The sequence below is a fragment of the Acinetobacter sp. IRS14 genome (assembly GCF_034650275.1).
GTDB classification, from domain to species: domain Bacteria; phylum Pseudomonadota; class Gammaproteobacteria; order Pseudomonadales; family Moraxellaceae; genus Acinetobacter; species Acinetobacter oleivorans.
In genome coordinates, this window is the sequence record NZ_JAOVFN010000015.1 from 41,336 (window position 1) to 67,026 (window position 25,691).

The 25,691-nt window shown below is 39.7% G+C and carries 25 protein-coding genes; 10 read left to right on the plus strand and 15 right to left on the minus strand.

Translation table 11 applies throughout. The annotated features are described in order from the left end of the window. Position 1: 1 nt before the first annotated feature. From ODQ17_RS13320 to lptF, 4 genes are all read right to left on the minus strand, one after another. On the minus strand, positions 2 to 1,186 hold the full coding sequence (locus tag ODQ17_RS13320) for a S41 family peptidase (RefSeq protein WP_322904278.1): 1,185 nt from the start codon (positions 1,184 to 1,186) through the stop codon (positions 2 to 4). Positions 1,187 to 1,201: 15 nt separating this feature from the next. After that, positions 1,202 to 2,749: a 2,3-bisphosphoglycerate-independent phosphoglycerate mutase gene (gene gpmI, locus ODQ17_RS13325; RefSeq protein ID WP_174727225.1), complete on the minus strand. Its 1,548-nt coding sequence runs from the start codon at positions 2,747 to 2,749 to the stop codon at positions 1,202 to 1,204. Positions 2,750 to 2,875: 126 nt separating this feature from the next. Continuing rightward, positions 2,876 to 3,946 (minus strand): LPS export ABC transporter permease LptG, encoded by a 1,071-nt coding sequence (gene lptG / locus ODQ17_RS13330; protein WP_013199135.1) that lies wholly within the window; start codon positions 3,944 to 3,946, stop codon positions 2,876 to 2,878. Further along, a complete protein-coding gene (gene lptF / locus ODQ17_RS13335) occupies positions 3,946 to 5,046 on the minus strand; it encodes an LPS export ABC transporter permease LptF (RefSeq protein WP_013199136.1) in 1,101 nt (366 codons plus the stop codon). Before lptF ends, lptG begins: the two co-directional genes overlap by 1 nt. A gap of 143 nt (positions 5,047 to 5,189) precedes the next feature. On the opposite strand from lptF, the gene ODQ17_RS13340 reads away from it, so the two are divergent. The 4 genes from ODQ17_RS13340 (at position 5,190) to ODQ17_RS13355 (ending at position 8,063) form a co-directional block, all read left to right on the plus strand. Next, positions 5,190 to 6,638, plus strand: coding sequence for a leucyl aminopeptidase (locus ODQ17_RS13340; RefSeq protein ID WP_004795175.1), 1,449 nt, complete (start codon positions 5,190 to 5,192; stop codon positions 6,636 to 6,638). Further along, positions 6,631 to 7,038 (plus strand): DNA polymerase III subunit chi, encoded by a 408-nt coding sequence (locus ODQ17_RS13345; protein WP_111855735.1) that lies wholly within the window; start codon positions 6,631 to 6,633, stop codon positions 7,036 to 7,038. Before ODQ17_RS13340 ends, ODQ17_RS13345 begins: the two co-directional genes overlap by 8 nt. 37 nt (positions 7,039 to 7,075) lie before the next feature. Continuing rightward, positions 7,076 to 7,714 carry a cell division protein BlhA gene (blhA, locus tag ODQ17_RS13350; protein ID WP_004795179.1) on the plus strand — a complete coding sequence of 213 codons (639 nt, stop codon included), beginning with the start codon at positions 7,076 to 7,078 and terminating at the stop codon, positions 7,712 to 7,714. Between the two features lie 130 nt (positions 7,715 to 7,844). After that, positions 7,845 to 8,063, plus strand: coding sequence for a hypothetical protein (locus tag ODQ17_RS13355; RefSeq protein ID WP_005301614.1), 219 nt, complete (start codon positions 7,845 to 7,847; stop codon positions 8,061 to 8,063). 61 nt (positions 8,064 to 8,124) lie between these two features. Here ODQ17_RS13355 and ODQ17_RS13360 read toward each other — a convergent pair whose 3' ends face one another. From ODQ17_RS13360 to glnK, 6 genes are all read right to left on the minus strand, one after another. Continuing rightward, entirely contained in the window at positions 8,125 to 8,784 is a 660-nt protein-coding gene (locus tag ODQ17_RS13360) for a riboflavin synthase (RefSeq protein ID WP_004710964.1), read from the minus strand. A 43-nt stretch (positions 8,785 to 8,827) separates the two neighbouring features. Next, complete coding sequence (locus tag ODQ17_RS13365) at positions 8,828 to 10,120, minus strand: DNA adenine methylase (RefSeq protein ID WP_005301611.1); 1,293 nt, start codon at positions 10,118 to 10,120, stop codon at positions 8,828 to 8,830. Beyond that, positions 10,117 to 11,202, minus strand: coding sequence for a bifunctional diaminohydroxyphosphoribosylaminopyrimidine deaminase/5-amino-6-(5-phosphoribosylamino)uracil reductase RibD (gene ribD, locus ODQ17_RS13370; RefSeq protein WP_322904287.1), 1,086 nt, complete (start codon positions 11,200 to 11,202; stop codon positions 10,117 to 10,119). The genes ODQ17_RS13365 and ribD overlap by 4 nt, the downstream gene beginning before the upstream one ends. Before the next feature lie 15 nt (positions 11,203 to 11,217). After that, positions 11,218 to 11,676, minus strand: a complete 459-nt coding sequence (nrdR, locus tag ODQ17_RS13375) for a transcriptional regulator NrdR (protein WP_004795187.1) — start codon at positions 11,674 to 11,676, stop codon at positions 11,218 to 11,220. 164 nt (positions 11,677 to 11,840) lie between these two features. Then, on the minus strand, positions 11,841 to 13,235 hold the full coding sequence (locus ODQ17_RS13380) for an ammonium transporter (protein WP_322904290.1): 1,395 nt from the start codon (positions 13,233 to 13,235) through the stop codon (positions 11,841 to 11,843). 56 nt (positions 13,236 to 13,291) lie between these two features. After that, a complete protein-coding gene (gene glnK / locus ODQ17_RS13385) occupies positions 13,292 to 13,630 on the minus strand; it encodes a P-II family nitrogen regulator (RefSeq protein WP_000780326.1) in 339 nt (112 codons plus the stop codon). Positions 13,631 to 13,908: 278 nt separating this feature from the next. Here glnK and ODQ17_RS13390 point away from each other — a divergent pair, with 278 nt between their 5' ends. Together ODQ17_RS13390 and ODQ17_RS13395 are read left to right on the plus strand one after the other, a co-directional pair. After that, positions 13,909 to 14,136 (plus strand): accessory factor UbiK family protein, encoded by a 228-nt coding sequence (locus tag ODQ17_RS13390; RefSeq protein WP_004795193.1) that lies wholly within the window; start codon positions 13,909 to 13,911, stop codon positions 14,134 to 14,136. Between the two features lie 65 nt (positions 14,137 to 14,201). Next, positions 14,202 to 15,689 (plus strand): YifB family Mg chelatase-like AAA ATPase, encoded by a 1,488-nt coding sequence (locus ODQ17_RS13395; RefSeq protein WP_322904293.1) that lies wholly within the window; start codon positions 14,202 to 14,204, stop codon positions 15,687 to 15,689. A gap of 14 nt (positions 15,690 to 15,703) precedes the next feature. Here the strand turns inward: ODQ17_RS13395 and pdxR are convergent, their stop codons facing one another. Further along, positions 15,704 to 17,137, minus strand: coding sequence for a MocR-like pyridoxine biosynthesis transcription factor PdxR (pdxR, locus tag ODQ17_RS13400; RefSeq protein ID WP_322904295.1), 1,434 nt, complete (start codon positions 17,135 to 17,137; stop codon positions 15,704 to 15,706). 111 nt (positions 17,138 to 17,248) lie between these two features. Here pdxR and ODQ17_RS13405 point away from each other — a divergent pair, with 111 nt between their 5' ends. Together ODQ17_RS13405 and ODQ17_RS13410 are read left to right on the plus strand one after the other, a co-directional pair. Beyond that, positions 17,249 to 18,025, plus strand: a complete 777-nt coding sequence (locus tag ODQ17_RS13405; protein WP_322904297.1) for an aldolase — start codon at positions 17,249 to 17,251, stop codon at positions 18,023 to 18,025. Positions 18,026 to 18,040: 15 nt separating this feature from the next. Further along, complete coding sequence (locus ODQ17_RS13410) at positions 18,041 to 18,919, plus strand: dihydrodipicolinate synthase family protein (protein ID WP_322904298.1); 879 nt, start codon at positions 18,041 to 18,043, stop codon at positions 18,917 to 18,919. A gap of 42 nt (positions 18,920 to 18,961) precedes the next feature. Here ODQ17_RS13410 and ODQ17_RS13415 read toward each other — a convergent pair whose 3' ends face one another. Next, the gene (locus ODQ17_RS13415; protein WP_322904300.1) at positions 18,962 to 19,783 is read right to left on the minus strand and encodes a TorF family putative porin; all 822 of its coding nucleotides are present in this window, start codon (positions 19,781 to 19,783) and stop codon (positions 18,962 to 18,964) included. Positions 19,784 to 20,743: 960 nt separating this feature from the next. On the opposite strand from ODQ17_RS13415, the gene ODQ17_RS13420 reads away from it, so the two are divergent. Continuing rightward, positions 20,744 to 22,081: an OprD family outer membrane porin gene (locus ODQ17_RS13420; RefSeq protein ID WP_322904302.1), complete on the plus strand. Its 1,338-nt coding sequence runs from the start codon at positions 20,744 to 20,746 to the stop codon at positions 22,079 to 22,081. Between the two features lie 107 nt (positions 22,082 to 22,188). On the opposite strand, the gene ppa is transcribed toward ODQ17_RS13420, so the two are convergent. Continuing rightward, positions 22,189 to 22,713 (minus strand): inorganic diphosphatase, encoded by a 525-nt coding sequence (ppa, locus tag ODQ17_RS13425; protein WP_004795210.1) that lies wholly within the window; start codon positions 22,711 to 22,713, stop codon positions 22,189 to 22,191. 127 nt (positions 22,714 to 22,840) lie between these two features. Continuing rightward, the gene (locus tag ODQ17_RS13430) at positions 22,841 to 23,239 is read right to left on the minus strand and encodes an MAPEG family protein (protein WP_004795212.1); all 399 of its coding nucleotides are present in this window, start codon (positions 23,237 to 23,239) and stop codon (positions 22,841 to 22,843) included. A 106-nt stretch (positions 23,240 to 23,345) separates the two neighbouring features. Between ODQ17_RS13430 and ODQ17_RS13435 the strand changes: the two genes are divergently transcribed. Continuing rightward, entirely contained in the window at positions 23,346 to 23,735 is a 390-nt protein-coding gene (locus ODQ17_RS13435; RefSeq protein ID WP_322904305.1) for a hypothetical protein, read from the plus strand. 41 nt (positions 23,736 to 23,776) lie between these two features. On the opposite strand, the gene ODQ17_RS13440 is transcribed toward ODQ17_RS13435, so the two are convergent. After that, on the minus strand, positions 23,777 to 25,456 hold the full coding sequence (locus ODQ17_RS13440) for a long-chain-fatty-acid--CoA ligase (RefSeq protein WP_004795215.1): 1,680 nt from the start codon (positions 25,454 to 25,456) through the stop codon (positions 23,777 to 23,779). Between the last annotated feature and the right edge of the window lie 235 nt (positions 25,457 to 25,691).

Here is a 25,691-nt window from a genome sequence, read left to right on the forward strand (position 1 = left end):
ACTACTTTTTCTTTAGAAATAAGTCTGCAACGCGATCTAAATAGACGTCTTCTTTCATTTCTGGGGGCAAAGGATAGGTCTGATTAGGCTGAATACCTTGCCCTTCAATCATATTGCCGTTTGGCGTGTAGTAATGTGAGACTGTCATTTGTAGTGCCGCACCACTTGGCAAAGGAAATAGCTTTTGCACTACACCTTTTCCATAACTTTTTTCACCCATGACCCATGCACGCTGGTGTTCTTTCATGGCTGCAGTAAAAACTTCGGCTGCCGATGCAGAGCGATGATTAATTAATATACCTAATTTTATATTCTGAAATTCATTGCCGGGCAAAGCCTGAAATTGCTGGTTACCTTCCGAGCGGCTTTTGGTTGAAACAATAATTCCATTATTTAAAAATAAATCTGCTGACTCGACTGCTGCTGATAACAGTCCACCCGGATTATTTCGTAAATCGATTAAAACGGCTTTTAAACGTGGTGAACTATTTTCTTCAATTAACCGTTTAATTTCATTTGCCGTATCTTGCTGGAATACTCTAATTTTGAGTACTAAAACCTGATTATGTAGCATTACAGGTTCGATATCGGTTTCTATTTTTTTATTACGAACTAAGTTAATGTTTCCACTTAACTCTTCTGCTTGTACTTGAAGCGTACTTCCAATAGAACCGTAAAGCAGACCAAGTACCTGATCTTGGTTTAAATTTTTTAAGTCTTGATTATCAATCTTGAGAATCGTCTGACCATTTCTTAAGCCTAATTTATATGAGTCTGAACCTGTTTTAAGATCACGAATTATCCATTTATGGAGATGTAATTCAGGGCTTAAAGCAAAATCAACCGAGGCAAGGTCACCTTCGGTATATTGAATGAGTTGACGATATTCTTCTGCCGACAAATAACGTGAATAACGATCTAGCCCACTCACTAACCCTTTAATGGCTTGTTGAAATAAGGCATCGTCAGACTTCACATCGACATAGTTATCTCGAACGATTCCATAGATTTGTACAAACTGTTGAATCGACTCGATCGGCACCTCTGCATAACTATGTTCTGGTTCTTCCGAATCAGAATGCAAAGGTGACAATTTCTCTGTTACAACTGGCGCCGCAAAAGAAAATTGGCTGCAACACAGCAACATACTTACAATAAGTTTTTTATATTTAATGTGTTGCAGCATCCAATCACCTTTAGTTTATGCAGATAATGTAATCAGGTTACGTCCTTGCATTTCAGCAGGAACAGGAATCTGCATTAAATTGAGAATCGTTGGTGCTACATCGGCAAGCACACCACCTTCTGCAATTGTTGCTTGTGTTGGGCCAACATAGATAAACGGTACAAGTTCCGTTGTATGTTGAGTATGAACTTGACCACTCTCGTAGTCTTGCATCTGTTCAACGTTACCATGGTCAGCAGTAATGAGCATGTGGCCTTTTTTCGCCATAACTGCCTCATAGACACGTCCTAGGCAAAGGTCGACTGCTTCAACTGCTTTAACTGCCGCATCAAAAATACCTGTATGGCCTACCATATCACCATTGGCATAGTTCACAACCAATAAATCGTATTCACCAGAGTTAATGGCTTTAACCAATTCATCAGTTACTTCATAAGCACTCATTTCAGGCTTAAGATCGTATGTCGCAACGTTTGGAGATGGAATTAAAATACGTTTCTCACCTGGATATTCATCTTCACGCCCACCACTAAAGAAGAACGTTACATGAGCATATTTTTCAGTTTCGGCAATACGTAACTGAGTTTTTCCAAGAGAGGATAAATATTCACCCAATGAATTTTTGAGAGCTTCTGGCATGTATGCAACTGGCGCATCAATGCTAGCTTGATAACGCGTAAGCATCACAAATTTAGAAAGATTTGGAACAACTTTACGTTCAAAGCCAGCAAAATCTTTTTCTACAAATGCGCGAGTAATTTCACGAGCTCGGTCAGCACGGAAATTCATAAATACAACGCTATCACCGTCTTGGACTTTAGCAATATCACCAATGCGAGTCGCTTTTACAAACTCATCGTTTTCATTGGCTGCATAAGCTAACTCTAATCCTTCTACTGCTGTTTGTGCAGTACGAAGTGCCTCGCCTTCAGTTAACAAGCGATAAGCTTGTTCAACGCGATCCCAACGGTTGTCGCGGTCCATTGCAAAGTAGCGGCCAATCATGGTCGCAATACGACCCTGACCTGGATATTGAGCAAATAATGCATCTAATTTTTCTAAAGATGGCTGAGCACTACGTGGAGGTGTATCACGACCATCTAGGAAAGCATGTAAATAAACTTTTGCACCGCGTTTTAATGCAAGCTCACACATCGCCACAATATGGTCTTCATGTGAATGGACGCCACCTTCTGAGAGCAAGCCCATAATATGAACAGCACCATTAGCAGCTTTGGCCTTTTCAACAGCGTCGATCAACACTTCATGTTTAAAAAAGTCGCCAGTACGAATATCTTTAGTAATACGGGTAAAGTCTTGATATAACACACGGCCTGCGCCAAGGTTCATATGACCAACTTCAGAGTTACCCATTTGTCCATCAGGTAAACCAACATCTTCGCCAGAACCAGAAATTAGACTATTTGGATGCTTTGCGGTCATTGCCGCCAAATTCGGTGTTTTTGCTGCAAGAAAGGCATTATCTTCAGTCGCTTCACGGTGACCAACACCATCCATAATGACCAGAACGTGAGGGATCTTGCCAGCAGTTGCATCCGTCATAATCTATTTCTCTTTTGTCTACAATTTCGTCACAATATCTTACCGAATTTTCGGTCAAGACTCTATTTTTTCCTATGGCTTTCACCAATATCTACGATTGATGAAAACCATAAATTTCAATTATTACTAGCGAGCGCGGTAAAGCAAATAACTTCCGGCACCAAACATTAACAAGATAGGTACGAGTACGAACCACGCAGGAGATGGGGCATAAACCAAGCTGGCATAACCCAAGAAATCCTGCAAATAATAGAAACTCAAACCAATAAACAATGCGATCACCAAACGGAAACCCATCGATTGTTGGCGTAATGGCCCAAAAATAAATGAACATGCCACGAGAACCAGAGCAATCAACGAAAATGGCGAGGCAACTTTTTGCCAGAAAGCCAATTGATAGGTCTTTGGAACCTGACTATATTCATCCATATAGCGCATGAAACTGATGAGCTGGCTTGGTGATAAATCTTCAGGATCTAAAGTCACCATGTGCACATATTTAGGCTGTAATGCTAAAGAAAGCGATTGTTCGTCATGGTCAGTTTTGATGGCATTTCCTGCCGCCAAAATATCCATTTGTTGGGCTTTCTTCAAAGCCCATTGACCATCTTTTACGAACTGTCCTTGCTGAGCATTGATTAATGATTGCAAGTAATAGTTCTGGTCAAAATCGACCACTTGAATATCTTTTAAATTGCCTTGAGAGTTAGCATAGTCGATATAGATAAATCGCTGCCCTTCACGTGACCAATAACCTTTCACTTCGCCTAAAGCAGCTACAGAGCGGTGACTTTTAACACTTGCTGCTTTTTCATTAGTATATGGAATAACCCATTCACTTAAAGCAAAAGACAAAATAATAAGCAGTAAAGCTGAGCGCATCACCCAACCAACAATACGCCATAAGCTAATACCAGCAGAGCGCATAACAATAAGTTCACTGCTGGTTGCTAGTGACCCTAAACCAATTACCGCACCAATCAAGGCAGAAATAGGCAAAATTTCATATAGATAACGAGGAGCGCCCCATAACACATAGATGAGAGCTTGCCATGCGTTATAGTCTGGTTTGAGCTCACCCAACTCGCCCAGATACGTAAATAAGATCTGTAGAATTGACAAAACAACTGTGGTGCCAAACATTGCAAGCGCAGTGGTTTTCGTCACATATTTGGCGACTATTCGACGTGCTAACATTATAATTTCACTCGCTTGATCTGTTTCTTGATTTTTGGTGCCAACTTTTGTTTACGTGAAAATAAGGCTGCTGCAACGCCATAAACCACCAACACGGCAGGATAAGCCCAAATATCGAGTTCTTCTTTACTAATACGAGTCTTGATTGCAATCATTAATACGATCAGACTGGAAAAAATAAAAATCGCCGGAATAAGACGGTAATAACGACCTTGTCGTGGACTCACCTCCGACAATGCCACAGAAAGCATTAAAGCAATAATAATGGTGAATGGTCCAAACAAACGCCATCCCAACTCACTTCTTATGACTGGATCATTTGTTTTTGAAAAGAGTTTAGTCGTTGATAATGCTTCTACATCGCCACTTTCAAACTTAACATCTTTATCATTTTCTAAACGTAGACGATAAGACTGAAACTCTGCTTGTGTATATTTTGGTTGTCCCGGAAATATCTCATAACGGCGGCCTTGCACCAGATCAACGACATTGGCTGTGTCATTTGCAACTTCTACACGAGTCGCTTCTTTTGCCAAGATCATGACATCTGGTTTATCTTCTTTGGTCGCACGTTGATAAAAGAAAATGTCCTTCAAATTCTTTCGGTCTTCTGACAATGAACCTGCATAAATCGTATAGGGTCCAGAAGAAATAAATTCTCTTGGGCGAACCAAATCGAAGCCTGTCCGAACCGCTTGGGTGGTGGTTAATTTCTCAAACTCACGCAGTCCCCACGGCGTCATCCAGAGCATAAGCACAGACTGACAAACCATATAAACAAGCGTCATTGGAATGAGTAATCGTGCTAATTGATGACGGCTCACACCACTACCGTTCAGTACTGCCATTTCATGGTCAACATATAAACGACCAAACACCAACATTAAACCAATGAAAAAACCCAGTGGTAAAATGAGGGTTAGAAATTCAGGTAAACGATATCCAATGATGCTAAACAAGATACTGGCATCTAAACGCCCCTGCGCCGCCACACCAAAGTATTTGATCAGACGACCACCCATCATGATTAAGGTCAATAAAGAAATGACCACCAATGAGGTAGAGACAACTTGCTTGACGAGATAACGCCGAATAATCAAAGTAATACTTCCAAAAGGCTAATCGGGACGACTGCTAGTTTACCCGAATGTTAAAAATATAAAACCGCACATTGCAACGCTATGCTTGAAAGTGTTTCAATGTTTTAATTCATCATAACTTTCTATAGGCAATCACGACAGCCATGAAATTTACAACTTATACAACTTTTCCCGAACAGACATCTAATGAATCTTTGTGGGTTTTAGTTGATTCAGAACAGCTACAAAGCAACGTCAACACATATCAAATCAATAACCTAGAAAGCGTTCTGAACGCTACCCAATTTAAAGGCAACTTCAATGAAACTCTGCCTTTATTTGGTCAGATTTCAAATCAGCCTCACAGCCAATTACTTGGCTTAGGAAAAACAGCTGAACTTCAGGCAGTCAAGCTCGCTAAACTTGCCCAAACGATTATCAAATCGACACAAAATAAATTTAAGCATATCGCAATTGATATTGCTGCTTTACCTGTCGAGCACCATTATTTATTTGCTTTAAGCTTAACTCAAGCAGCTTATGGTTATGATGAGTTTAAATCGAAAAAAAATGAATTTGTGTTACAACAGGTTGATTTAATTAGCTCAACGACTAGCCTAGATGAAAAACAACTGGCTTTAGTACATGCAGTACAGTCTGGTCAGTCTTATGCACGTGATCTTGGCAACCGTCCGGGGAATATTTGTTTCCCAGAATATTTGGCAGAACAGGCTCTAGCTTTAGCCGCAGAATTCCCTGACTTACTTAAAGTAACTGTTTTAAATGAGCAACAAATGGCTGATTTAGGCATGTATGCTTTTCTTGCAGTCAGCAAAGGATCTGAACGTCCGGGCCGTATTGTAACGCTCGAATATCAAGCACAGATTGATCAAGCTCCAGTTGTTCTCGTTGGTAAAGGCGTAACTTTTGATACAGGTGGTATTTCATTAAAACCAGGCCTTGGCATGGATGAAATGAAATTCGATATGTGCGGTGCAGCATCTGTACTTGGTACCATTCGTGCCCTATGCGAAGCAAAACTTCCTATTCATGTCGTTGGTGCAATTGCAGCAGCAGAAAATATGCCTTCTGGTAAAGCAACTCGTCCAGGTGACATTGTGACCACCATGAGCGGTCAAACTGTTGAAATTTTAAATACAGATGCTGAAGGCCGTTTAGTACTGTGTGACACATTGACCTATATTAAACGCTTTAATCCAGCAGTCGTGGTTGATATTGCGACCTTAACAGGTGCGTGTGTAGTTGCTTTAGGCAAAGTACTCAGTGGGTTGTTCTCACCAGATGATGCTTTGGCAGCAGAGCTCCAACAAGCTGGCGAACAATCATTTGACCGTGTATGGCGTATGCCAGTGATTGATGATTATCAAGAATTACTTGATTCACCATTTGCCGATATTGCAAACATCGGTGGTCCATACGGCGGCGCGATTACGGCTGCATGTTTCCTTGAGCGCTTTACACGTGAATATCGTTGGGCTCATTTAGATGTAGCAGGAACTGCATGGTTATCTGGTCCAGCTAAAGGTGCAACAGGTCGTCCAGTACCATTACTCATGCAATTTTTAGCGAATCGTGTAAATACGAATGGCTAAAGTTAGTTTTTATCTGTTTGAAACCAGCGAAGAACGGCAAGTCGATAGTGCTTGCCGTTTATGTCGAAAAATATTACAGAAGCATCCTAAAATCTGGTGGTATTGCCCAGATGTGCAGCTACAACAGATGCTTGATGAAAGATTATGGGAATTCGACCCTGTCAGTTTCATTGCGCATGGCGTTGACCAGACTGATGCTGCTGTATGTATTTCGGCTAAACAACCACTTGAACAAGGCCTGTTAGTATTTAATTTTAACAATCATGCACTTGAACAAGTTGATCATTTTAGCCACATTATAGAAATTGTTGAAAATAATGAAACAGCCAAGCAAATTGGTCGAGAAAAATTTAAAATGTATCGCCGTTTGGGTATAGAACCGCGGACCTTTAAATTATAACGCGCTAAAATGTAAATACTGTTGATCAAGGAGAAACATGGTGGCATTAAATGTCGGGCAAGATTTTAAAAAAAGATGGTTAAATGCGCCTGAAGCTGTCCGTCATACCTATCAACAGGATCTGGCACGTATTTGTGACTTACTAGAGCCTCAAACGCCTATTCAACTTTGGGTTTTAAATGATGAAAAAGCGCAGTTAGAATCACAGCAAAAAATTGAACAAGCTTACGCAGATCTTAAAGCGGAGCTCATTGAGCAAGCACGTATTCGTCGTCAACTTGCTTTAGAAAAATCGCTTGCTGATAAACGTGCATCAGAAGCTGCTTATGCTGCGGAGTTGCAAGCAGACGAAGTTCGAAAATTTAATGAACAGACTGAAACATTACATACATTACGTAGCCATTTAGAACAAGAGGTTGCAGAGCAAACTGCGCGTTATCAGAAAAACCCTGAAACACCGGCAGTCAATTACTCTGCTGGCGTAAAACTTAGTATTACCGATGATCAAATCTTATCTGAGCTTGAAAGTTTACGTATTCGTTTAGAACTTGAAGCTGAGAGCTTAATTGAACAATCTGTAACAGCTTTCCGAGCTAAGCTAAATTCGGCAGCTCAAGAAGAAATTGAATACATTTTAAAGAATTCTAAGTTTTCTGATGAAAAAATAGAAAAGTAAAGTTTTTAAGACTCTCTTTGTCATAAAAATGACATTTAATTGTCACAGAATAGTCATGCACAATATTCTTTTAGTTCAAATAATTATTAGAATACCGCATGGTTATTTATGAAAATTAATGAGGGTAAAAATGGACATTCCGCATCAGATTTCAATGCAACTTGAGCAGCTTAATCAGGGTGAACAATGGACATTTTCAGCACAAGAACTTTATATGAGTCATAACGACTTTAACTCTTTATCTATCTTACTCACACGAGAGTCAGAAAAAGGCGAATTTTCAATTACACGCACCCAACATAATAAACCATGGGTCGGCACAAACTCGGTTACGCTAACCAAGCAATAAGTTTTCAAAATAAAAAAACCGGAACAAGTGTCCGGTTTTTTTATTTTAACGATTTAGCTTTTTATTTTAAAAAACCATTCTCAGCTAAAAAAGCCATACTAATATTTGACTCTGTTTTTTGTTCAGCTGCTTTGTCACCTAGCAATAAACGCTCGATATAACGCGCCAAAACATCGACTTCAAGGTTTACTTTGCTACCAACTTGCCATGTTCCAATGTTAGTACGCTCTGCTGTATGCGGAATTAAATTTAAGCTTAAAATATTTCCACGTAAGTGGTTAATCGTTAAGCTAATCCCATCTACGGTCACAGAACCTTTTTCGGCTAAATATTTAGCAAGTTCTACGGGTGCTGTAACTTCATAATAGATTGAGCGAGCATCTTCACGTACTACAGTAATTTCACCCACACCATCAACATGGCCACTGACAATGTGTCCACCAAAGCGTGTTGTCGGTAACATTGCCTTTTCAACATTGACACGTTGCCCAACTTTCCAGTTACCTAAAGTCGTACGATTCAAGCTTTCACGAGAAACATCCGCTGCGTACCAATTATCGCCCCATTCAATCACGGTGAGACAGATTCCATTGGTCGCAATTGAGTCACCCAAATGCACATCTGACATATCCAGATCAGTCTGAATACGTAAACGCACATCACCACCTACGCTTTGCAGGCTTTCAACTTTTCCTAAACTTTCAATAATGCCTGTAAACATGGCTCAATCTCCAAATCTTTTTACACTGCTTAAATTGCAGCGCTTACCAAAGTGCGAGCTGTGTACTATTACCTGAAGTATCTACACCACCTAGCTCGGCGAAGTGGTAAAGCTGGCCTAATAACTGACGTAATGGTGGTCCTGACTTAGCATGAGTATCAGTAATCACAATAAACTCAAGTACGCGTGCCCGTTCAGACTGTCGCTGTTTACTTACTCGATAGCGCGGAACATCTTGTGTTAACAAAGTCACTTTGCCGCGCTCCAGATTAGCCATAAGCAAATCTTTCGGCTCGATATTACCATCAGTTGAATAACTGGTCAGAATATAGCGGGCATTGATGGTTGAAAGTAGTTTTTCATACGCATCTTTCGCATATTTAGAAGAGTTATATGGGCTTGGACGTTCTTTACGCCACGCTCTATCAATTCCACTCTTATAACCTTTGGTATCTGGTGATGGTAAATCGACCTGATCCCATAAAGTTAATGCATTCAGAACATGATAATTACTACTATATGCGTGCTGGTTATAGGGTGGATCGAGATAGGCAACATCGACTTCAAAACCACTCATTTGATTTGCTAGATGCTGTGAATCTACACACCACATTTCAGCAGCAGGACGTTTACGGTCACCAATCTCGCAAAAACGGCTTGGTGTTAACCAAAGCAATGACTCAATTCGTTCCAATGCAGTTTGTGTACGTCCGCCCCACCCTTGGTGAAAGCTTTTAAATACGCCGCTGGTGTTACTCACAAAACTTGCTGAATAAAGTAATGGCGCGAGTAAAGCACTCATTTCTACATCATTAATTGCACCTTGTGCCTGCCATGTTGCAATCTGCTGGCGAATCGCATCAATACGCATACCATTACGGCGTTTAAAGAATAAACGGTCACGAGTTGGATCGTATACATCATCGTTACGTGGGCAAAGGTTATGCGTTACCCAACCTTTAACTTCAGGTAAGCGATTTAAATAGTCGATTGCCTTCTGATAGCCACCAAGCTCTTTAAATGCAGGTGCATCGGTACAAGCTAAAATCGCATGATTTAAAGCATGACTATAAGGTTCCCAGTCATTTGCAATCACACGGTAACCATTTTGACGTGCTAAACGAGACACGACACCACTGCCGGCAAAGAAGTCGGCAAAAATCGGAGGATTCTTTTTCTTGCTATTCAGTGTCCCTGTAATTTCAAGGGCTTCTAAAATTAGATGGAGCAATCGGCGCTTGTTACCTAGGTAAGGAACAAGCTGATGGAAAAGATATTCGTCTGTCGTACGGGCCGCATGACGACGTTTGTGATAAACCGAAGGCTCTGAATTCATACTTTCTCTTGCGTAGGGATTAACCTTAAGCGTATATCTTGATCAAGTTGTGTCACATCAAGAAGTGTAAAACGAAGTTGTTGTGCCATATATTCAAACTCTGCATTGAACATGGCTCTTGCACTTTTCCCCAAGAATGTTGGGGCAATATAACTGATCAACTCATCTACCAAACCTTCTTGTAAAAAGGCAGTAGATAATGTCGCACCGGCTTCCACCAATACATCATAAATTTGATGTTGCTTAGATAGGGTCTGTAACAGCATTTTTAAAGGCTGAATTTCTAATTGTATCACGCCTAAATCGGCAAGTTCTTGACGATATGGCCCCATCACCAGCACAGTTTCAGGGTTTTCTAAAATTTTAGCGTTAAGTGGCAAACGCCCCTGACGATCTAAAACAACCCGTTTTGGTTGAGCAACTGTCTCAATATCAATATGACCGAGTGAACGCACATTAAGCTGACAATCATCTGCAATCACAGTTTCAATACCTGTAATCACCGCTCCTGAAATGGCACGCCAATGCTGGACATCTTGACGGGCAGCAGAACCGGTAATCCACTTCGATTCACCAGATGCCATTGCTGTACGTCCATCTAGACTTGAAGCTACTTTTAAGCGTACATAAGGCATACCCGTAGACATTGCCTTTAAGAAACCTTGATTTAATTTCTCTGCTAAATCTTCACAAATGCCAACTTCTACTTCAATTCCGGCATTTTTCAAAATCTGAACGCCCTTACCCGCAACGAGCGGATTTGGATCAGGACATGCTACAACCACCCTTTTAACCTGAGCCTTAACCAGTGCTTCAGCACAAGGAGGAGTTCTTCCATAATGCGCACATGGCTCAAGTGTGACATAGGCTGTTGCACCTTGTGCTTGTTCAGCTGCCTGACGTAAAGCAAAGACTTCTGCGTGTGGTTGACCCGCTTTAGGATGGAAGCCTTCACCAATTAACTGATCATCTTTGACAATGACACAACCAACATTTGGATTAGGCTTAGTCGAATATAGACCTCGTTTGGCAAGTTCAATGGCTTGCTGCATCCAATATTGATCTTGTTTCAACTCAGACATAAAAATCTCAAATAGTTATTGTTCACGTTGTTGCATTTGCTCAATTTGACGACGAAACGCCTCAACATCCTGAAAATCTTGATATACAGAAGCAAATCGGACATAAGCGACATGGTCAAGTGCAAATAGAGATTGCATGACGATTTCACCAATTGTTCTAGATTTTACGTCACGCTCACCTAAACGGCGAATCTGCAACTGAATATCACTTAAAACTGTTTCGATCTGCTCTTGTGTGACCGGACGTTTTTGCAGAGCATGCATTAACGAACGACGTAATTTGGCCTCATCGAAAGGTTCATTTTTTCCATTCGATTTGATCACACGGGGCATTACCACTTCATAGCTTTCAAAAGTGGTAAAACGTTCACCGCAACTTACACACTCACGACGTCGACGAATCTGACAGCCTTCGGCGGCTAAACGTGAATCGATGACTTTACTATCTGCGGCGTTGCAAAATGGACAATGCATAGCGGATTTATAGGGTCGATTACTTTGACCTAGTGTAGCAAAATTTCTACACTTACAGAACCAGCATTCTATAAGACAAAAAAACAGCCCTGAGCAAGATCAAAGCATCGCTTTGATCACAGCGCAAGACTGTTCTTTTAAGACAGCAGATATATTAATGATGATTATTCAATACGTTCGCCATGTTGGCTTAAATCCAGACCCATGCGCTCATCATCAGCGTTCACACGGATACCGATTACAAGATCAATCACTTTAAGAATAACAAAAGTAGCAACACCACTGTAAACCATGGTTGCCAATACGCCTTCAACTTGTACCCATAATTGGCCAGCGAATGTTGGAGCTAAGGTAACGTTAGCTGCTTTAATAATTTCGTCACTGTAGAATACGCCAGTTAAAATCGCACCGACAATACCCCCTACCGCATGCAAACCAAACGCATCCAAAGCATCATCGGCTTTAAGTAAGCGTTTAAGTGCTGTAATACCCCAGAAGCACACTACGCCACCAATAAGGCCCATCACTAAAGCACCGCCTACCCCGACAAAACCTGCTGCTGGTGTAATCACAACCAAACCAGCTACCGCACCAGAAGCACCACCTAATACAGATGCTTTGCCACGGATCATACGTTCAACAACTAACCAAGATAATGCAGCAGCAGCGGCAGCAACTTGAGTCACTAAAATTGCCATACTTGCACGAGCACCCGCGCCTAAGGCACTACCACCGTTAAAGCCGAACCAACCCACCCAAAGTAAGCTTGCACCAACAACAGTTAGAGTCAGGTTATGAGGAGCCATAGATTCACGGCCAAGGCCAATACGCTTTCCAAGCATGTAAGCAGCAACGAGACCTGCAACACCTGAGTTGATGTGTACAACTGTACCACCAGCAAAATCTAACGCGCCTGCTTTAAATAACCAGCCATCTGTTGCCCAAACCCAGTGAGTAATTGGTGCATAAACAACAAGTACCCAAATTGCAATGAATGCCATGAAAGCTGAATATTTCATACGGTCTGCAATAGAACCACTCAGGATTGCAACTGTAATGATGGCAAAAGTCATTTGGAAAATAACAAAAAGACTTTCAGGAATTGTCCCGCTCAATGCATCAAACGCGACTCCGTTGAGCATGGCTTTAGACAAATCACCAAAAAATGCACCTGTGCCAGAGAACGCGATTGAATACCCTGCAATCACCCACAGCAAACTTACTAAAATTGCAGCGGAAAGGCTGAACATCATAGTACTTAATACATTTTTCTTACGTACCATACCGCCGTAGAATAGTGCCAAACCAGGAATGGTCATTAATAGAACCAAAGCTGTTGAAACTAAAATCCAAGATGTATCGCCTGTATCAAGTTTTGGTGTTGGTGCTGGAGCTGCTGGAGTTTCAGCAACTGGTGCTTCTGCAGTGGTTGCAGTAGCTGGAGATGTTGATGTAGCCGCAACTTCCGATGTAGGCGTTGTTACAGCATCTTCTGCCCAAACGGCAGTACCACCCAAAAGAGCGCCTGATAGACTCAGCGCCATAAGCATTTTTTTCATTCGTGTCCCCCAACCTCATTTGCGAGTTATTTTCTACTCAGCAAGCTTTGTGCCAATTAGACAGCATCTGGTCCAGTTTCACCCGTACGGATACGGATAACTTGTTCCAAGTTAGTCACAAAAATCTTACCATCGCCGATTTTTCCAGTGCTTGCTACACGAGTAATTGATTCAATTACTGCGTCAACCATTTCATCACTAATCGCAATTTCGATTTTTACTTTAGGTAAGAAATCAACCACATACTCTGCGCCACGGTAGAGTTCTGTATGTCCTTTTTGACGACCAAAACCTTTAACTTCAGTTACGGTAATCCCTTGTACACCAATGTCAGAGAGCGCTTCACGCACATCATCCAATTTAAACGGTTTTACAATTGCAGTTACAAGCTTCATGTTTGTTTCCTTCGGCTTCTTTTCACCAGTAAGGTTTTATGTTCAATTTTCATGCCAATATTTCAAAGGTTGAGGGAAATGAATCTATTGCATGAACTTTCTTTATAACCTATTTAGTGATCAAGATGTAGATGAGCTATTAAAAATAAAATGAATTTTCAGTATCGTTGAGTGCTTATTTAATGTTCTATTTGTACTAAAAGAATTGAAACCTATATCCCAAGTTCAAGCAGTGTTAAACTGTAAACCATAAGGTAATACAACACTTTGGATATTTTATGCTAGAAACATTACTACAGGCCATTTTGGAACAAATTGATGAGCCTAAAAAAGATTTGGAAAAAAATTTACGTGCATTATTAAATGAAGCAGTCGAAAAGTTGGATCTTGTGTCCAAACAAGAAATTGACCGTCAAAAAACTGCACTTCAATCTGCCACTCAACGTTTAGAAGAGCTACAAAAACAAGTAAGTCTGTTAGAAGAAACTTTAAAGAATAAAAAATAAGCACCAACGTAGCGCACTTATACTTTACAACGATTAAAAATGAAGCACCATAATGGAACAATAAGATGTCTTTTTCTAAAATTTATACACGGGGACTTTTGGGTTTGCATGCACCTCTAATTGAAGTTGAGGTACATGTGAGTCAAGGCTTACCTTCTCTTACCATTGTCGGACTAGCAGAGGCGGCTGTAAGAGAGAGTAAAGACCGAGTTCGCTCAGCCATTATTAATAGTGGATTTCAATTTCCAACTAAACGGCTGACCATTAATCTTGCACCAGCAGATTTGCCCAAAGATGGGTCACGTCTGGATTTACCAATTGCTGTAGGCATTTTAATTGCCTCTGGTCAGCTTCCCGAAAACTGTGCCGAAGATTTTGAATTAATTGGTGAATTAGCGCTAGATGGTCATGTAAGACCAGTGTCAGGTACTTTAACTTTGGCAATGGCCTGTCAACAGGCCAAGCATAAAATGCTTTTACCTCTCGATAATAGTCAAGATATTAACCATTTACCGGACCTTGAGTGTTATCCGGTGAGCCATTTAAAAGAAGTCTGTGAACATTTTCTGGGCACGAAATCTCTATCTTCGATTGAACCTTCAACAACATCAAATCAAATGCCTTATAAATTTGATTTGGCAGATGTAAAAGGTCAGCTACGCCCACGTCGCGCACTAGAAATAGCCGCAGCAGGGGGACATTCTCTGCTCTTTAAAGGACCACCGGGCACCGGTAAGACTTTACTCGCTTCACGCCTTCCTTCAATTTTGCCACCTCTTTCTAATCAAGAAACACTTGAAGTTGCGAGTATTTACTCGATTTCGAATACACCGCATAAGTTTGGACAGCGTCCTTTTCGTGCGCCCCACCATACCGCATCAGCAATTGCACTGGTTGGGGGCGGATCTCATCCTAAACCGGGTGAAATTACCCTATCTCACTTAGGTGTTCTATTTTTAGATGAACTTCCAGAGTTTGACAGAAAGGTGCTAGAAGTTTTACGCCAGCCGCTTGAGTCAAAAGAAATCATTATTTCACGAGCAGCTCGGCAGATTACTTATCCGGCTAACTTTCAATTGATTGCTGCGATGAACCCCTGCCCATGTGGTTATGCGTTTAATCAAGACAGCCGTTGCCAATGTTCACCTGACAGCATTAAGCGCTATCAAAACCGTATATCGGGCCCGTTACTTGACCGTATCGATTTACATATTGATGTACCGCCTTTAAAAGCTCAGGAACTGCAAGATCCAACACCTGTTGAAGGTTCTACGGCTGTAAGACAGCGTGTGATTTCTGCTTATGAACAACAAATGCAAAGACAAAATTGTTTAAATCAAGCGCTTTCACCGAAGCAACTAGAACAATATGCTGTCCTTGATAGTACTTCACAGCGAATGATTGAAATGGCACAGCAACGTTTAAATCTATCAGCTCGTGCTTATCATCGTGTTTTACGAGTAGCGCGGACCATTGCCGATTTGGCTCAAAGCGAGATGATTCAGAGCCCTCATCTTACAGAAGCTCTCTCTTATCGAGGCAATCATTCTTAAGGTAAAACAGCGGATTATGAGTCCGCTGTTCTTTTATTAAGAACCTTATTTAAGGTTTCAATTAGACTAGTGATTTCTTTCTCTGATAAAGCTGCAAAACCGAAGCGGATACTACGATTAGAAGACTCGATTTGTTTAAACTTATCCTCTGTATCAATGTTGAGTTCTTTTAATTTTATAAGCTGATCTTGAGTAAATGGTTTCTGGAATTTCACCCATAACGCCATTCCACCTGCGGGTGGTTGTATATGAACACACTCTGCAAAAATTCGATTGAACTCAGTTAATGCATGGTCTCGGCGTAGCTGATATATCTTTTTCATTTTACGGATGTGTCTTTTAATTTCACCCCGTTGCATTAAATCTGCTAAGGCAAGTTCAGTAATATTATTACCTTGACGATCAATCAGTAAAATATCTTCAGTAATCGATTGAATGATTGATGGCGATGCCACGATGTAGCCTAAACGGATCCCTGGTGCAAAAACTTTAGACAATGAGCCAACATGAATAACCAATTCAGAATGAGGCAAACTCGCTAAGGGTGGCATAGGCCGACTGTCATAATGGAATTCATGATCATAGTCATCTTCAATAATATAAAAGCCCCATTTTTTTGAAAGCTCTAAGAGTTGAAGACGGCGATTCATTGGCATCGTGACAGTTGTGGGATATTGATGATGCGGAGTTGTATAAATGGCAGCAACCGAATGTTCTTTTAAAATACGTTCTAAATCCTCAATGAAAATACCTTGTTCATCTAATTTGATAGAAACGACCTGAAAACCATTTGATTGAAACGCTTTAAAAGCAGATGGATAGTAAAGCTCTTCAACAACGATAACACCCTGCCGATTAGGTAATGCACGAGATGCAAGAAAAATTCCCATCTGGCTACCACGTACAATACAAATTTCATCTTCGGCAACATTCATAAAACGTTCCATCGACAACATTTGTTGTAAGGCTTGTCTTAACTCAGCCATACCTTGCGGATCACCATATCCCATATACTGGTTTTGGGTAATTTTAATCAGTGCATGCCGATAGGCGCGTGAAAATAGTTCGTAGGGAATAAGCCGTGGATCTGGCACACCATCGTTATGTGGATATAAAGCAACTTCTTGAATAATTGGCTTCTCATTAACTTTTCGCTCAGATACTGACTCTATTTTGAATTGTTTTTCAGGCAAAATATCTGCCACAAATGTGCCTTTTCGGGGGCGAGTCACAAGCCATCCTTGTGCTTCTAATTCTTCATAGACCGCTTGTACTGTTTTCCGATTAATTCCTAATTCTTTTGATAGGCTACGAGACCCCGGCAGCATAGTCCCTTGCGCCAAACGGCCACTTAAAATTTCCTGACTAATCAAGTTAGTAAGCTTTAAAAAAACTGTTTTTTCTTCTCTTTCATCGATACGAAAATGTACTTGCCAAGGTCTTAGCATATTTGCCCCATCTGGACCATATAACTTATTAAAACTGGATGTATTGATTCATCCAGTTGTTTTCTATTCTGCCTTCACCTACTTAATTTGGTCAACTGGACTGGAGAAGAGATGAAGACTGCTTCTGTAAACAAACAAGACCTTATGCAACATGCACAGCAAGACATGCAAAAGTGGATTAGTGACTCAGATTTAACTGACCGCCAAAAGCTTGCACTCACTTGTCGTATTTTATTTGATCATGGCCATGATGCTGGTTTAGCAGGCCAAATTACTTGTCGTAGTGAAAGTAAAGAATCCTTTATTACCCAACGTTTTGGTTTAGGTTTTGATGAAATTACTGCCTCAAACTTGCTTGAGGTGAATCAAGACTTAGAACCCATCAATCAAGAAGGAATGGCAAACCCAGCCAACCGTTTTCATACATGGATTTATAAAGAACATCCAGAAGTTAACTGCATTATTCATACGCATCCGACTCATGTAGCGGCTCTATCGATGTTACAGATTCCACTTATGATTTCCCAGATGGATGTCTGCGCACTCTACGAAGATTGCTCATTTGTAGGCCATTGGCCAGGTGTTCCTGTGGGCAATGAAGAAGGTATTTTGATCTCTTCTGCTTTGGGTAAAAACCGTGCTGTTTTGTTATCTCACCATGGTCAACTGGTCACAGGAAAAACCATTGAAGAAGCTTGCAACTTGGCACTTTTAATTGAACGCGCAGCTCAACTGCAACTTTTAGCCATGTCGGCCGGGCAAATTCAGCCGATCCCACACGATTTAGCTACAGAAGCTCATGACTGGGTATCTACCGATAAACGTAACAAAGTGAACTTTGCTTACTACACACGTAAAGCTTTGAAAAAACATTCTGACTGTATTTAAAAAGAGATTTCGACCATGAAACTAAACGGCATTATTGGCTACCCTGTTACTCCTTTTTCTGATGACAACACCATTAATCTTCCTGTTTTAAAGCAAATGCTGGATTTGCTTATTGAAAATGGGTGTGATGCTATTGCACCTTTGGGTAGTACTGGTGAAAGTGCTTATCTTGAATGGGATGAGTGGTGTTTAGTCGCTAAAACTTCAATTGAAAGCATTAATAAACGCTTACCTGTCATTATTGGGATTTCAGAACTCACGACGGATCAAGCCATCAAAAAAGCGCAGATCGCTCAAAGCTATGGTGCAGATGCACTTATGGTGATTCCTGTATCTTATTGGAAGCTGACAGATCAAGAGATTTTTGAATATTATCAAGCGATTGCAGAAGCAACGACTTTACCGATTATGATTTATAACAACCCTGCAACGAGTGGTGTTGATATGTCTCCAGAATTAATCGTGCGCATGTTTAACAACATTGCAAATATTACGATGGTGAAAGAAAGCAGTGGTGATATCCAACGTATACATAAAATTCAAGAACTCTCAAAAGGAGAACTTCCGTTTTATAACGGCTGCAACCCTCTAGCTTTAGAAGCTTTATGTGCTGGAGCAAGTGGTTGGTGTACAGCAGCGCCAAATCTGTTAGATCAACAACCTCAACAACTTATCGAACATGTAAAAAATGGTGAATTAGAACAGGCCAAAAAATCATTTTATCAGCAACTTCCTCTACTACGCTTTATTGTAACTGGTGGTTTACCCAAAACGATTAAAGCAGGTTTACAGCTAAAAGGTGTTGCTGCGGGTTCACCACGTAAGCCACTATCTAAAGCTACGGATATTGAGCTTAACCAGTTAAAACAGCTACTTTCTGAAATAGACAACTAATAAAAAAGCGGGTCAATAAACCCGCTTTTTTACAGCATAAACTTAGAATGTTTTAGTTAAACTAAACACTAAACCTGTGTCGTAAGGTTTTTTCTGAGCATCAGTCATACCAGAAGTACTAATGTCTGTACCAACAACATCTAGCTCAGCCAAAATGCCTAGAATGTTACGGTTTACACCCACTTTATAATCGATATAGCTATCGTCTTTACCTGGACCACCAGCAACTACGGCTAAAGCATCTTTATTTTTGAATTTGTTATAGCCAACTGATGCAAGTCCAGTAAATCCTGTATCTGCAATTGGCGCTGAATAACCGACATTAAAATACCAGAACTGCTTAGAATGAGCCCAGTAATCATCTGAATAGTTCACACCTACGCTAAGTGCATCCCCTTTAAATAAAGAATCAGCAAAAGTTAATTTACCGTAAACCTCATTAAAATCTAATCCATTTTCACCATCATAACCAATTCCATTACGGTCAAAACTATGACCAGAACCAATATAGCCATAATGAATTACACCGACATCATAAGTAGGCGCAAGCGTATCCGTTAATTTCAAAGTATTGGTATACCCCAAAGCGACATCAGTTTCTGTTGAGTTGCCAGTTACTCCAAAATCAACACTTGAACCCCAGAGTGATAAATAAGCACCCGACTTATGAGAAAAAGTAAAACCACCTTGAATTGCAGGGTTATTTGAGGATTGAGTAACTCCGCGGAAGCGATAGTCAGTAGTTGCCGCTACACTTCCTGTTGTCGTGATGCCATAAAAAGATGGTGCAGGTTCAGCCATAACCATCGTTGAGCCTGCTGCAAAGATACCAAGACCTAAGGTCTTAAGTGCAAATTTCATCATTCTGATCTCCCCCATAATGAATGCACGATTTATGTATATAAAACACATTGTGTTACTTAAGCTTTAGCAATTGCTGTGCCAATTCCATATTGGCTATCAATGCACTTCATTAATTTTGAGATCAAACTTGTCTTACAATGAAACCCCCGCTTATTCTTCATAAATATATATCTATAAAAAACAATAAAATAAAATAAAATTCTTGTCCGTTTAGAAATAATAAGCATATGAAAACCCCTTATCGGAAACTAGTAACCACGATGGGAAGTATTCATTTACTCAATGTAAAATTTCTATTTAGCCTTGATTAGGAAATATAAAAATTACGTAAATTTCTTAACGCTCGGCTTTTAATGGTCTGTAAATGGGCATTTCATTTAATTAGATTTCTTTATTTTTTCTATTTTTAAACTTATGAACTATTTTGGGTCTTTTTTAATCAGCAATATAAGCAAAAAGAGTAATGCACAAAATTTACGCAGAATATCGCACTAAATTTGACCAATTAAATTAAATTCTATTGGTCTTCTACAGTGATCTATTTTTGCACATCATTCTTCAAAATAATGTTATAAAGTAACAATTTAAAAAATATTTAAAATAATTTGTCGAAAAAATCAACTCAAGAGAAGATCAAAAAGTAAACATATCCACCAAAAAAGATCAAAAAACAAACAGAAGAATCAACTATTTTTTGAGCTTGGAATATAAAATAAATGGTAAAAATACACTAAAAAATAAATTACTTTTTTTATTTTAAACAATACATTAAGTATAAAAGGTTAATAGTAAATTTAGTCAACAAGCAGTAGCACATTAATCAATTTCTGCATAGCATATATAAAATAAAATCAACAAAAATATATCTTTTTTATAGATTACTTATACAATTGATTCAAATCCTAGGCCCTGAACAATAACAAGGCACAGGATTTATCGTTTTTATGAGGTTCTTTAAATATGCTAAATGCACAAAAACTTACATTAGCAGTTCTCATTTCTGCGGCAATAATTTCCTCAGCTCAGGCAAGCGAGCAAAGTGAGGCAAAAGGATTTGTTGAAGATGCGAACGGTTCTATTCTCTTCCGTACAGGTTACATCAGCCGTGACAAAAAAAATGGCGTGGATGATACCAGTTCATTTGCTCAAACAGCAATCGTAAATATTGATTCTGGCTTTACTCCTGGTATTGTCGGTTTCGGTGTAGGTGTTGTTGGCGATGGTTCATTTAAAATCGGCGCAAACAAAAACGCTGGCAATAACATGATTCCACGTGAAACTGGTCTCAATGATGATGGCGTACCAACAAAAGGTGCTGGTGATTCTTATGATCACTGGGCACGTGGTGGTGCTAACGTTAAAGCACGTTTCTCAAATACAACAGTACGTTACGGTACTCAAGTACTTGATTTACCAGTTCTAGCAAGTAACACAGCACGTTTGGTGCCTGAATATTTCACGGGTACTTTGTTAACTAGTCATGAAATTAAAAATTTAGAAGTGATTGCTGGTAAATTTACTAAAGATCAATATTCTGATCAGGTGAATACAGATGGTCGTCATCTTGACCGTGCAATTGTTTGGGGTGCTAAATATAAATTTGATGACAACTTGAATGCATCTTACTATGGTCTAGACAGTAAAAATGCTCTTGAACGCCATTATGTAAATGTAAACTATAAACAGCCTTTGGCGAATGACAGTTCATTAACTTACGATTTTAGTGGCTACCACACTAAATTCGATGCGAATGCGAATACCTACTCAGCTACTGGAGCAGTAGCACCAGATTATGGTAAAACTGGTATAGCAGGCGAAGAAAAGACAAATAATATTTGGGCAATTTCAGGTACTTATGCAACTGGTCCACATAGTGTGATGTTAGCATACCAACAAAACAGTGGTAATGTTGGTTATGATTACGGTGGTAATGCTGACGGTGGCCAAAGTATCTATTTACCGAACTCTTATTTGTCTGACTTCATCGGTAACGATGAAAAATCAGCACAAATTCAATACAACGTTGATTTTGGTAAGTTAGGTGTATTACCTGGTTTAAACTGGACGACTGCATTTGTATACGGTTGGGACATCAAAGTTAGAAATGTAACTGACAGTGCTCAGGAACGTGAGTTCTTTAACCAAGTGAAATACACTGTTCAAAGCGGTTTTGCTAAAGATGCAAGCCTTCGTATTCGTAACTCGTACTATCGTGCAAGCGATTCATACCAAGGTGCTTACATTGGGGACACCAATGAATGGCGTCTATTCCTTGATATTCCTGTGAAATTATTCTAATTCACAAATCTATCAAGCATAAAAAAACCTACATCTGGCAACAGATGTAGGTTTTTTATTAAGCTCAGAATATCAATTGAGGCATTCTGAGCCTTATCAATTAAAGCTTATTTAGCAGCTTCAATTGCTTTTAATACTTCAGCTTTAGCAACGTCAGCACCTTCCCAACCACTGATTTTTACCCACTTACCTGGTTCTAAATCTTTATAGTGACTGAAGAAATGCTCAATTTGGCTAATCAATAACGGAGGAAGATCTGTATATTCCTTAACGTCTTTATACAATGGAGACAATTTTTCGTGTGGAACAGCGATTAATTTCGCATCGATACCACCATCATCTTCCATTTTTAATTTGCCCACTGGACGGCAACGAATGACTGAACCAGCAGCAACAGGATGTGGAGTTACAACAAGTACGTCTAACGGGTCACCATCTTCAGACAAAGTATTTGGAACATAACCATAGTTCGCTGGATAGAACATTGCTGTGCCCATGAAACGGTCTACAAACAATGCATCAGAATCTTTATCGATTTCATATTTAATTGGTGCTGCATTTGCAGGAATTTCAATGATGACATAGATGTCATTTGGGGCATCTTTACCTGCTGGGATATTGCTGTAACTCATATCAATACTCTTTCGTTATGAAGTCAGATGTAAAATCCACTCGATTATAGCGTGGATATCATCAAAATGATGCCGATTATACAATGCGCACACGCGAAAGTTGATATGAATGATGACAGAATGACACTCAAGTCAGTTTAATCGTGACCACTAATAAGAAGATTGGGCACAATATAGATAAGAACCAGACAATCGAACGTAAAGTTGCCCAGTTACTTAAATAACAGATCCCATAAATTACTCTTAAAATAATATATGCCCAACCTAATCTCAGAATAAAATATTCTGGAACGACCATATATTCTGCCATTAAAATAGCCGTTAAGAATAAAGGTAAGCTTTCAAAACTATTTTGTTGTACGGCATTTGCACGAGCAGCCAAACCAGTTGTTTTGGCAAAAAAAGCTCTCGGGTTTTGATTATCGGCAGGCTGAAAACCACCTGTAAACTTTGCAATTACGGTAAATGCGTATGGCAGCAAACATGCCACTAAAATAATATAGATAATGCCGCTGATGCCCTGCATAGTGCCATCCATCACTGAAAATACTGTTGATCATGCTATCATAACATTGCGTTTTTACCTGAAATTTTATGCAATCACTTATCATCACTGATTAATAGGGCCATGTATGCAACAACCTGATCAAAAAGAATTGTTTGAAGTCTTGGATAAGCAAAAACAGAATCAACTTCAGATAGATCGCATATTAAAAATCGTTCTCCCTATTATGGCTTTTTTACTTAGTGTGATTTGTGCAAATTTGAATTGGCAGTCGACACTTGGCACCTTTGTTATTTTAACAATTACCTTTATTGCAGTCGGTATTAAACGACTTACTTTGTGGCACTGGCTCATTGTGATTACGATATATTGCTTAGCAGATAATTATTTAAGTTACGATCAGCTTGATTTAACTCACCTACGCCTGCAACTTGGCACAATGCTTGTTTTTGTTGGGATGGTCGGAATTGGACGTCCTTATATAGACCGCTGGTTTATAAAAAGCCATAAAAACTAAAATAAAAAAAGCGCCCTAAGGCGCTTTTTTTTATTAACTGATTAGGCTGGTTTACGTAAGTCTTTACGTAAAATTTTGCCTACATTTGATTTTGGTAATTCATCCATAAACTCAACATAACGAGGGCGTTTATAGCCTGTTAAGTTTTCTTTAGCGAAGCTCAAAACTTCTTCAGTCGTTAAGCTTTGATCTTTTTTCACAATAAAGAGTTTTGGCACTTCACCTGATTTTTCATCTGGAACACCAATGGCTGCAACTTCCAATACTTTTGGATGTTTAGCAATAACTTCTTCGATTTCACTTGGGTAAACGTTAAAGCCAGAAACCAAAATCATATCCTTTTTACGGTCTACAATTTTTGTATATCCACGGCTATCCATCACGCCGATGTCACCCGTACGGAAGAAACCATCTGCTGTCATGACTTTAGCTGTCTCATCAGGACGATTCCAGTAGCCCTTCATCACTTGAGGACCACGAATCGAGATTTCACCTTGCTCACCTAAAGCAACTTCTTTACCGTCATCATCTAAAATAGCAACTTCAGTTAAAGGTAACGGAATACCAATAGTGCCGCTAAATTCAGTAGAAGCAGGTGGATTTGCGGTTGCTACCGGTGAAGTTTCTGACAAGCCATAACCTTCAATAATGGTTGTACCAGTAATTTTCTTCCACGCTTCTGCTGTAGAAGGTAAAACGGCCATACCACCGCCCATCGCCATTTTTAAATTGCTATGGTCAAGTTGTTTGAATTCTTCATTGTTCACTAAAGCATTAAACAATGTGTTTACCGCTGGGAAGAATGATGGTTGATATTTACGTAATTCGTTAATAACAGCTGGTAAATCACGAGGGTTCGGAATCAAGATATTTGCTTGACCTTTATACATACCGTACATCGCGCAAACCATGAACGCAAAAATATGATAAAGCGGTAATGCACAAACAATACGGTCGCCTTTAGCACCATCATTTGCTCCAAATTTACTTTGGAAAATACCATCACACTGAAGTAAGTTTGCTACAAGATTACGGTGGGTAAGCTCTGCACCTTTTGAAACGCCTGTTGTACCACCAGTGTATTGAAGTACAGCAGTATCACTTAAAGTTAAAGTCGGACGCTTATAATTACTCGCATTTTCTTTATTTAATGCTGAGTTAAATTTAACGTGCCCTGGAATATTCCAAGCTGGAATTTGTTTACGTACTTTACGTAATACAAAATTCACCAGAGTACCTTTGAGTGTACCGAGCATGTCTCCTACTGATGCAACTACAACATGCTTCACTGGAGTTTTACCTAAAATGCTTTGGTAAACACTGGCAAAGTTTTCGATAATCACAAGGACTTCTGCACCTGAGTCATTTAATTGATGCTCAAGTTCACGTGCAGTGTAAAGTGGGTTAACGTTTACTAACACTAAACCTGCACGTAACACAGCTAATGCAACTACAGGATACTGCAATACATTCGGCATCATCACTGCCACACGAGTTCCTTTTGCTAACCCCAAATTTTGCAAATAGGTCGCGAACTTACGGCTTGCAAGTTCTAACTCATTAAATGACATCGCTTTATCCATAAAGATAAAGGCATCGCGAGAACCAAATTTTTGGAAATTACTCTCAAAAATATCAACAAGTGAGGTATTTTCCGCAGGCAATGCTACTGTTTCTGGAATCCCTGTTTTTTGGTATTCTGCAAACCAAATTTTTTCCATAATGCCATTATCTCCGATTCGTAATCCTTAGTAATAACTGTTATTCAATGCCCCAGCTATTCTTTAGCTTCTTGGTGCCAGAACATATTTAAAACTTATTGGCACATTCATGACACTTCGAACAAGATTATGAGACAGAAGTTTTGACAATTTAACTCTGCCAAATTTTTTGCATGGAGTACAAATTACGTACTCCAAATTGCTGTCCTTTTAATCGTTATTCAATACCAACAAG

Coding starts and splice junctions, on each gene's coding strand:
- ODQ17_RS13320 (WP_322904278.1), bottom strand. CDS start 1,186: ATGCTGCAACACATTAAATATAAAAAACTTATTGTAAGTATGTTGCTG.
- gpmI (WP_174727225.1), bottom strand. CDS start 2,749: ATGACGGATGCAACTGCTGGCAAGATCCCTCACGTTCTGGTCATTATG.
- lptG (WP_013199135.1), bottom strand. CDS start 3,946: ATGTTAGCACGTCGAATAGTCGCCAAATATGTGACGAAAACCACTGCG.
- ODQ17_RS13340 (WP_004795175.1), top strand. CDS start 5,190: ATGAAATTTACAACTTATACAACTTTTCCCGAACAGACATCTAATGAA.
- ODQ17_RS13345 (WP_111855735.1), top strand. CDS start 6,631: ATGGCTAAAGTTAGTTTTTATCTGTTTGAAACCAGCGAAGAACGGCAA.
- blhA (WP_004795179.1), top strand. CDS start 7,076: ATGGTGGCATTAAATGTCGGGCAAGATTTTAAAAAAAGATGGTTAAAT.
- ODQ17_RS13355 (WP_005301614.1), top strand. CDS start 7,845: ATGGACATTCCGCATCAGATTTCAATGCAACTTGAGCAGCTTAATCAG.
- ODQ17_RS13360 (WP_004710964.1), bottom strand. CDS start 8,784: ATGTTTACAGGCATTATTGAAAGTTTAGGAAAAGTTGAAAGCCTGCAA.
- ODQ17_RS13365 (WP_005301611.1), bottom strand. CDS start 10,120: ATGAATTCAGAGCCTTCGGTTTATCACAAACGTCGTCATGCGGCCCGT.
- ribD (WP_322904287.1), bottom strand. CDS start 11,202: ATGTCTGAGTTGAAACAAGATCAATATTGGATGCAGCAAGCCATTGAA.
- nrdR (WP_004795187.1), bottom strand. CDS start 11,676: ATGCATTGTCCATTTTGCAACGCCGCAGATAGTAAAGTCATCGATTCA.
- ODQ17_RS13380 (WP_322904290.1), bottom strand. CDS start 13,235: ATGAAAAAAATGCTTATGGCGCTGAGTCTATCAGGCGCTCTTTTGGGT.
- glnK (WP_000780326.1), bottom strand. CDS start 13,630: ATGAAGCTTGTAACTGCAATTGTAAAACCGTTTAAATTGGATGATGTG.
- ODQ17_RS13390 (WP_004795193.1), top strand. CDS start 13,909: ATGCTAGAAACATTACTACAGGCCATTTTGGAACAAATTGATGAGCCT.
- ODQ17_RS13395 (WP_322904293.1), top strand. CDS start 14,202: ATGTCTTTTTCTAAAATTTATACACGGGGACTTTTGGGTTTGCATGCA.
- pdxR (WP_322904295.1), bottom strand. CDS start 17,137: ATGCTAAGACCTTGGCAAGTACATTTTCGTATCGATGAAAGAGAAGAA.
- ODQ17_RS13405 (WP_322904297.1), top strand. CDS start 17,249: ATGAAGACTGCTTCTGTAAACAAACAAGACCTTATGCAACATGCACAG.
- ODQ17_RS13410 (WP_322904298.1), top strand. CDS start 18,041: ATGAAACTAAACGGCATTATTGGCTACCCTGTTACTCCTTTTTCTGAT.
- ODQ17_RS13415 (WP_322904300.1), bottom strand. CDS start 19,783: ATGATGAAATTTGCACTTAAGACCTTAGGTCTTGGTATCTTTGCAGCA.
- ODQ17_RS13420 (WP_322904302.1), top strand. CDS start 20,744: ATGCTAAATGCACAAAAACTTACATTAGCAGTTCTCATTTCTGCGGCA.
- ppa (WP_004795210.1), bottom strand. CDS start 22,713: ATGAGTTACAGCAATATCCCAGCAGGTAAAGATGCCCCAAATGACATC.
- ODQ17_RS13430 (WP_004795212.1), bottom strand. CDS start 23,239: ATGCAGGGCATCAGCGGCATTATCTATATTATTTTAGTGGCATGTTTG.
- ODQ17_RS13435 (WP_322904305.1), top strand. CDS start 23,346: ATGCAACAACCTGATCAAAAAGAATTGTTTGAAGTCTTGGATAAGCAA.
- ODQ17_RS13440 (WP_004795215.1), bottom strand. CDS start 25,456: ATGGAAAAAATTTGGTTTGCAGAATACCAAAAAACAGGGATTCCAGAA.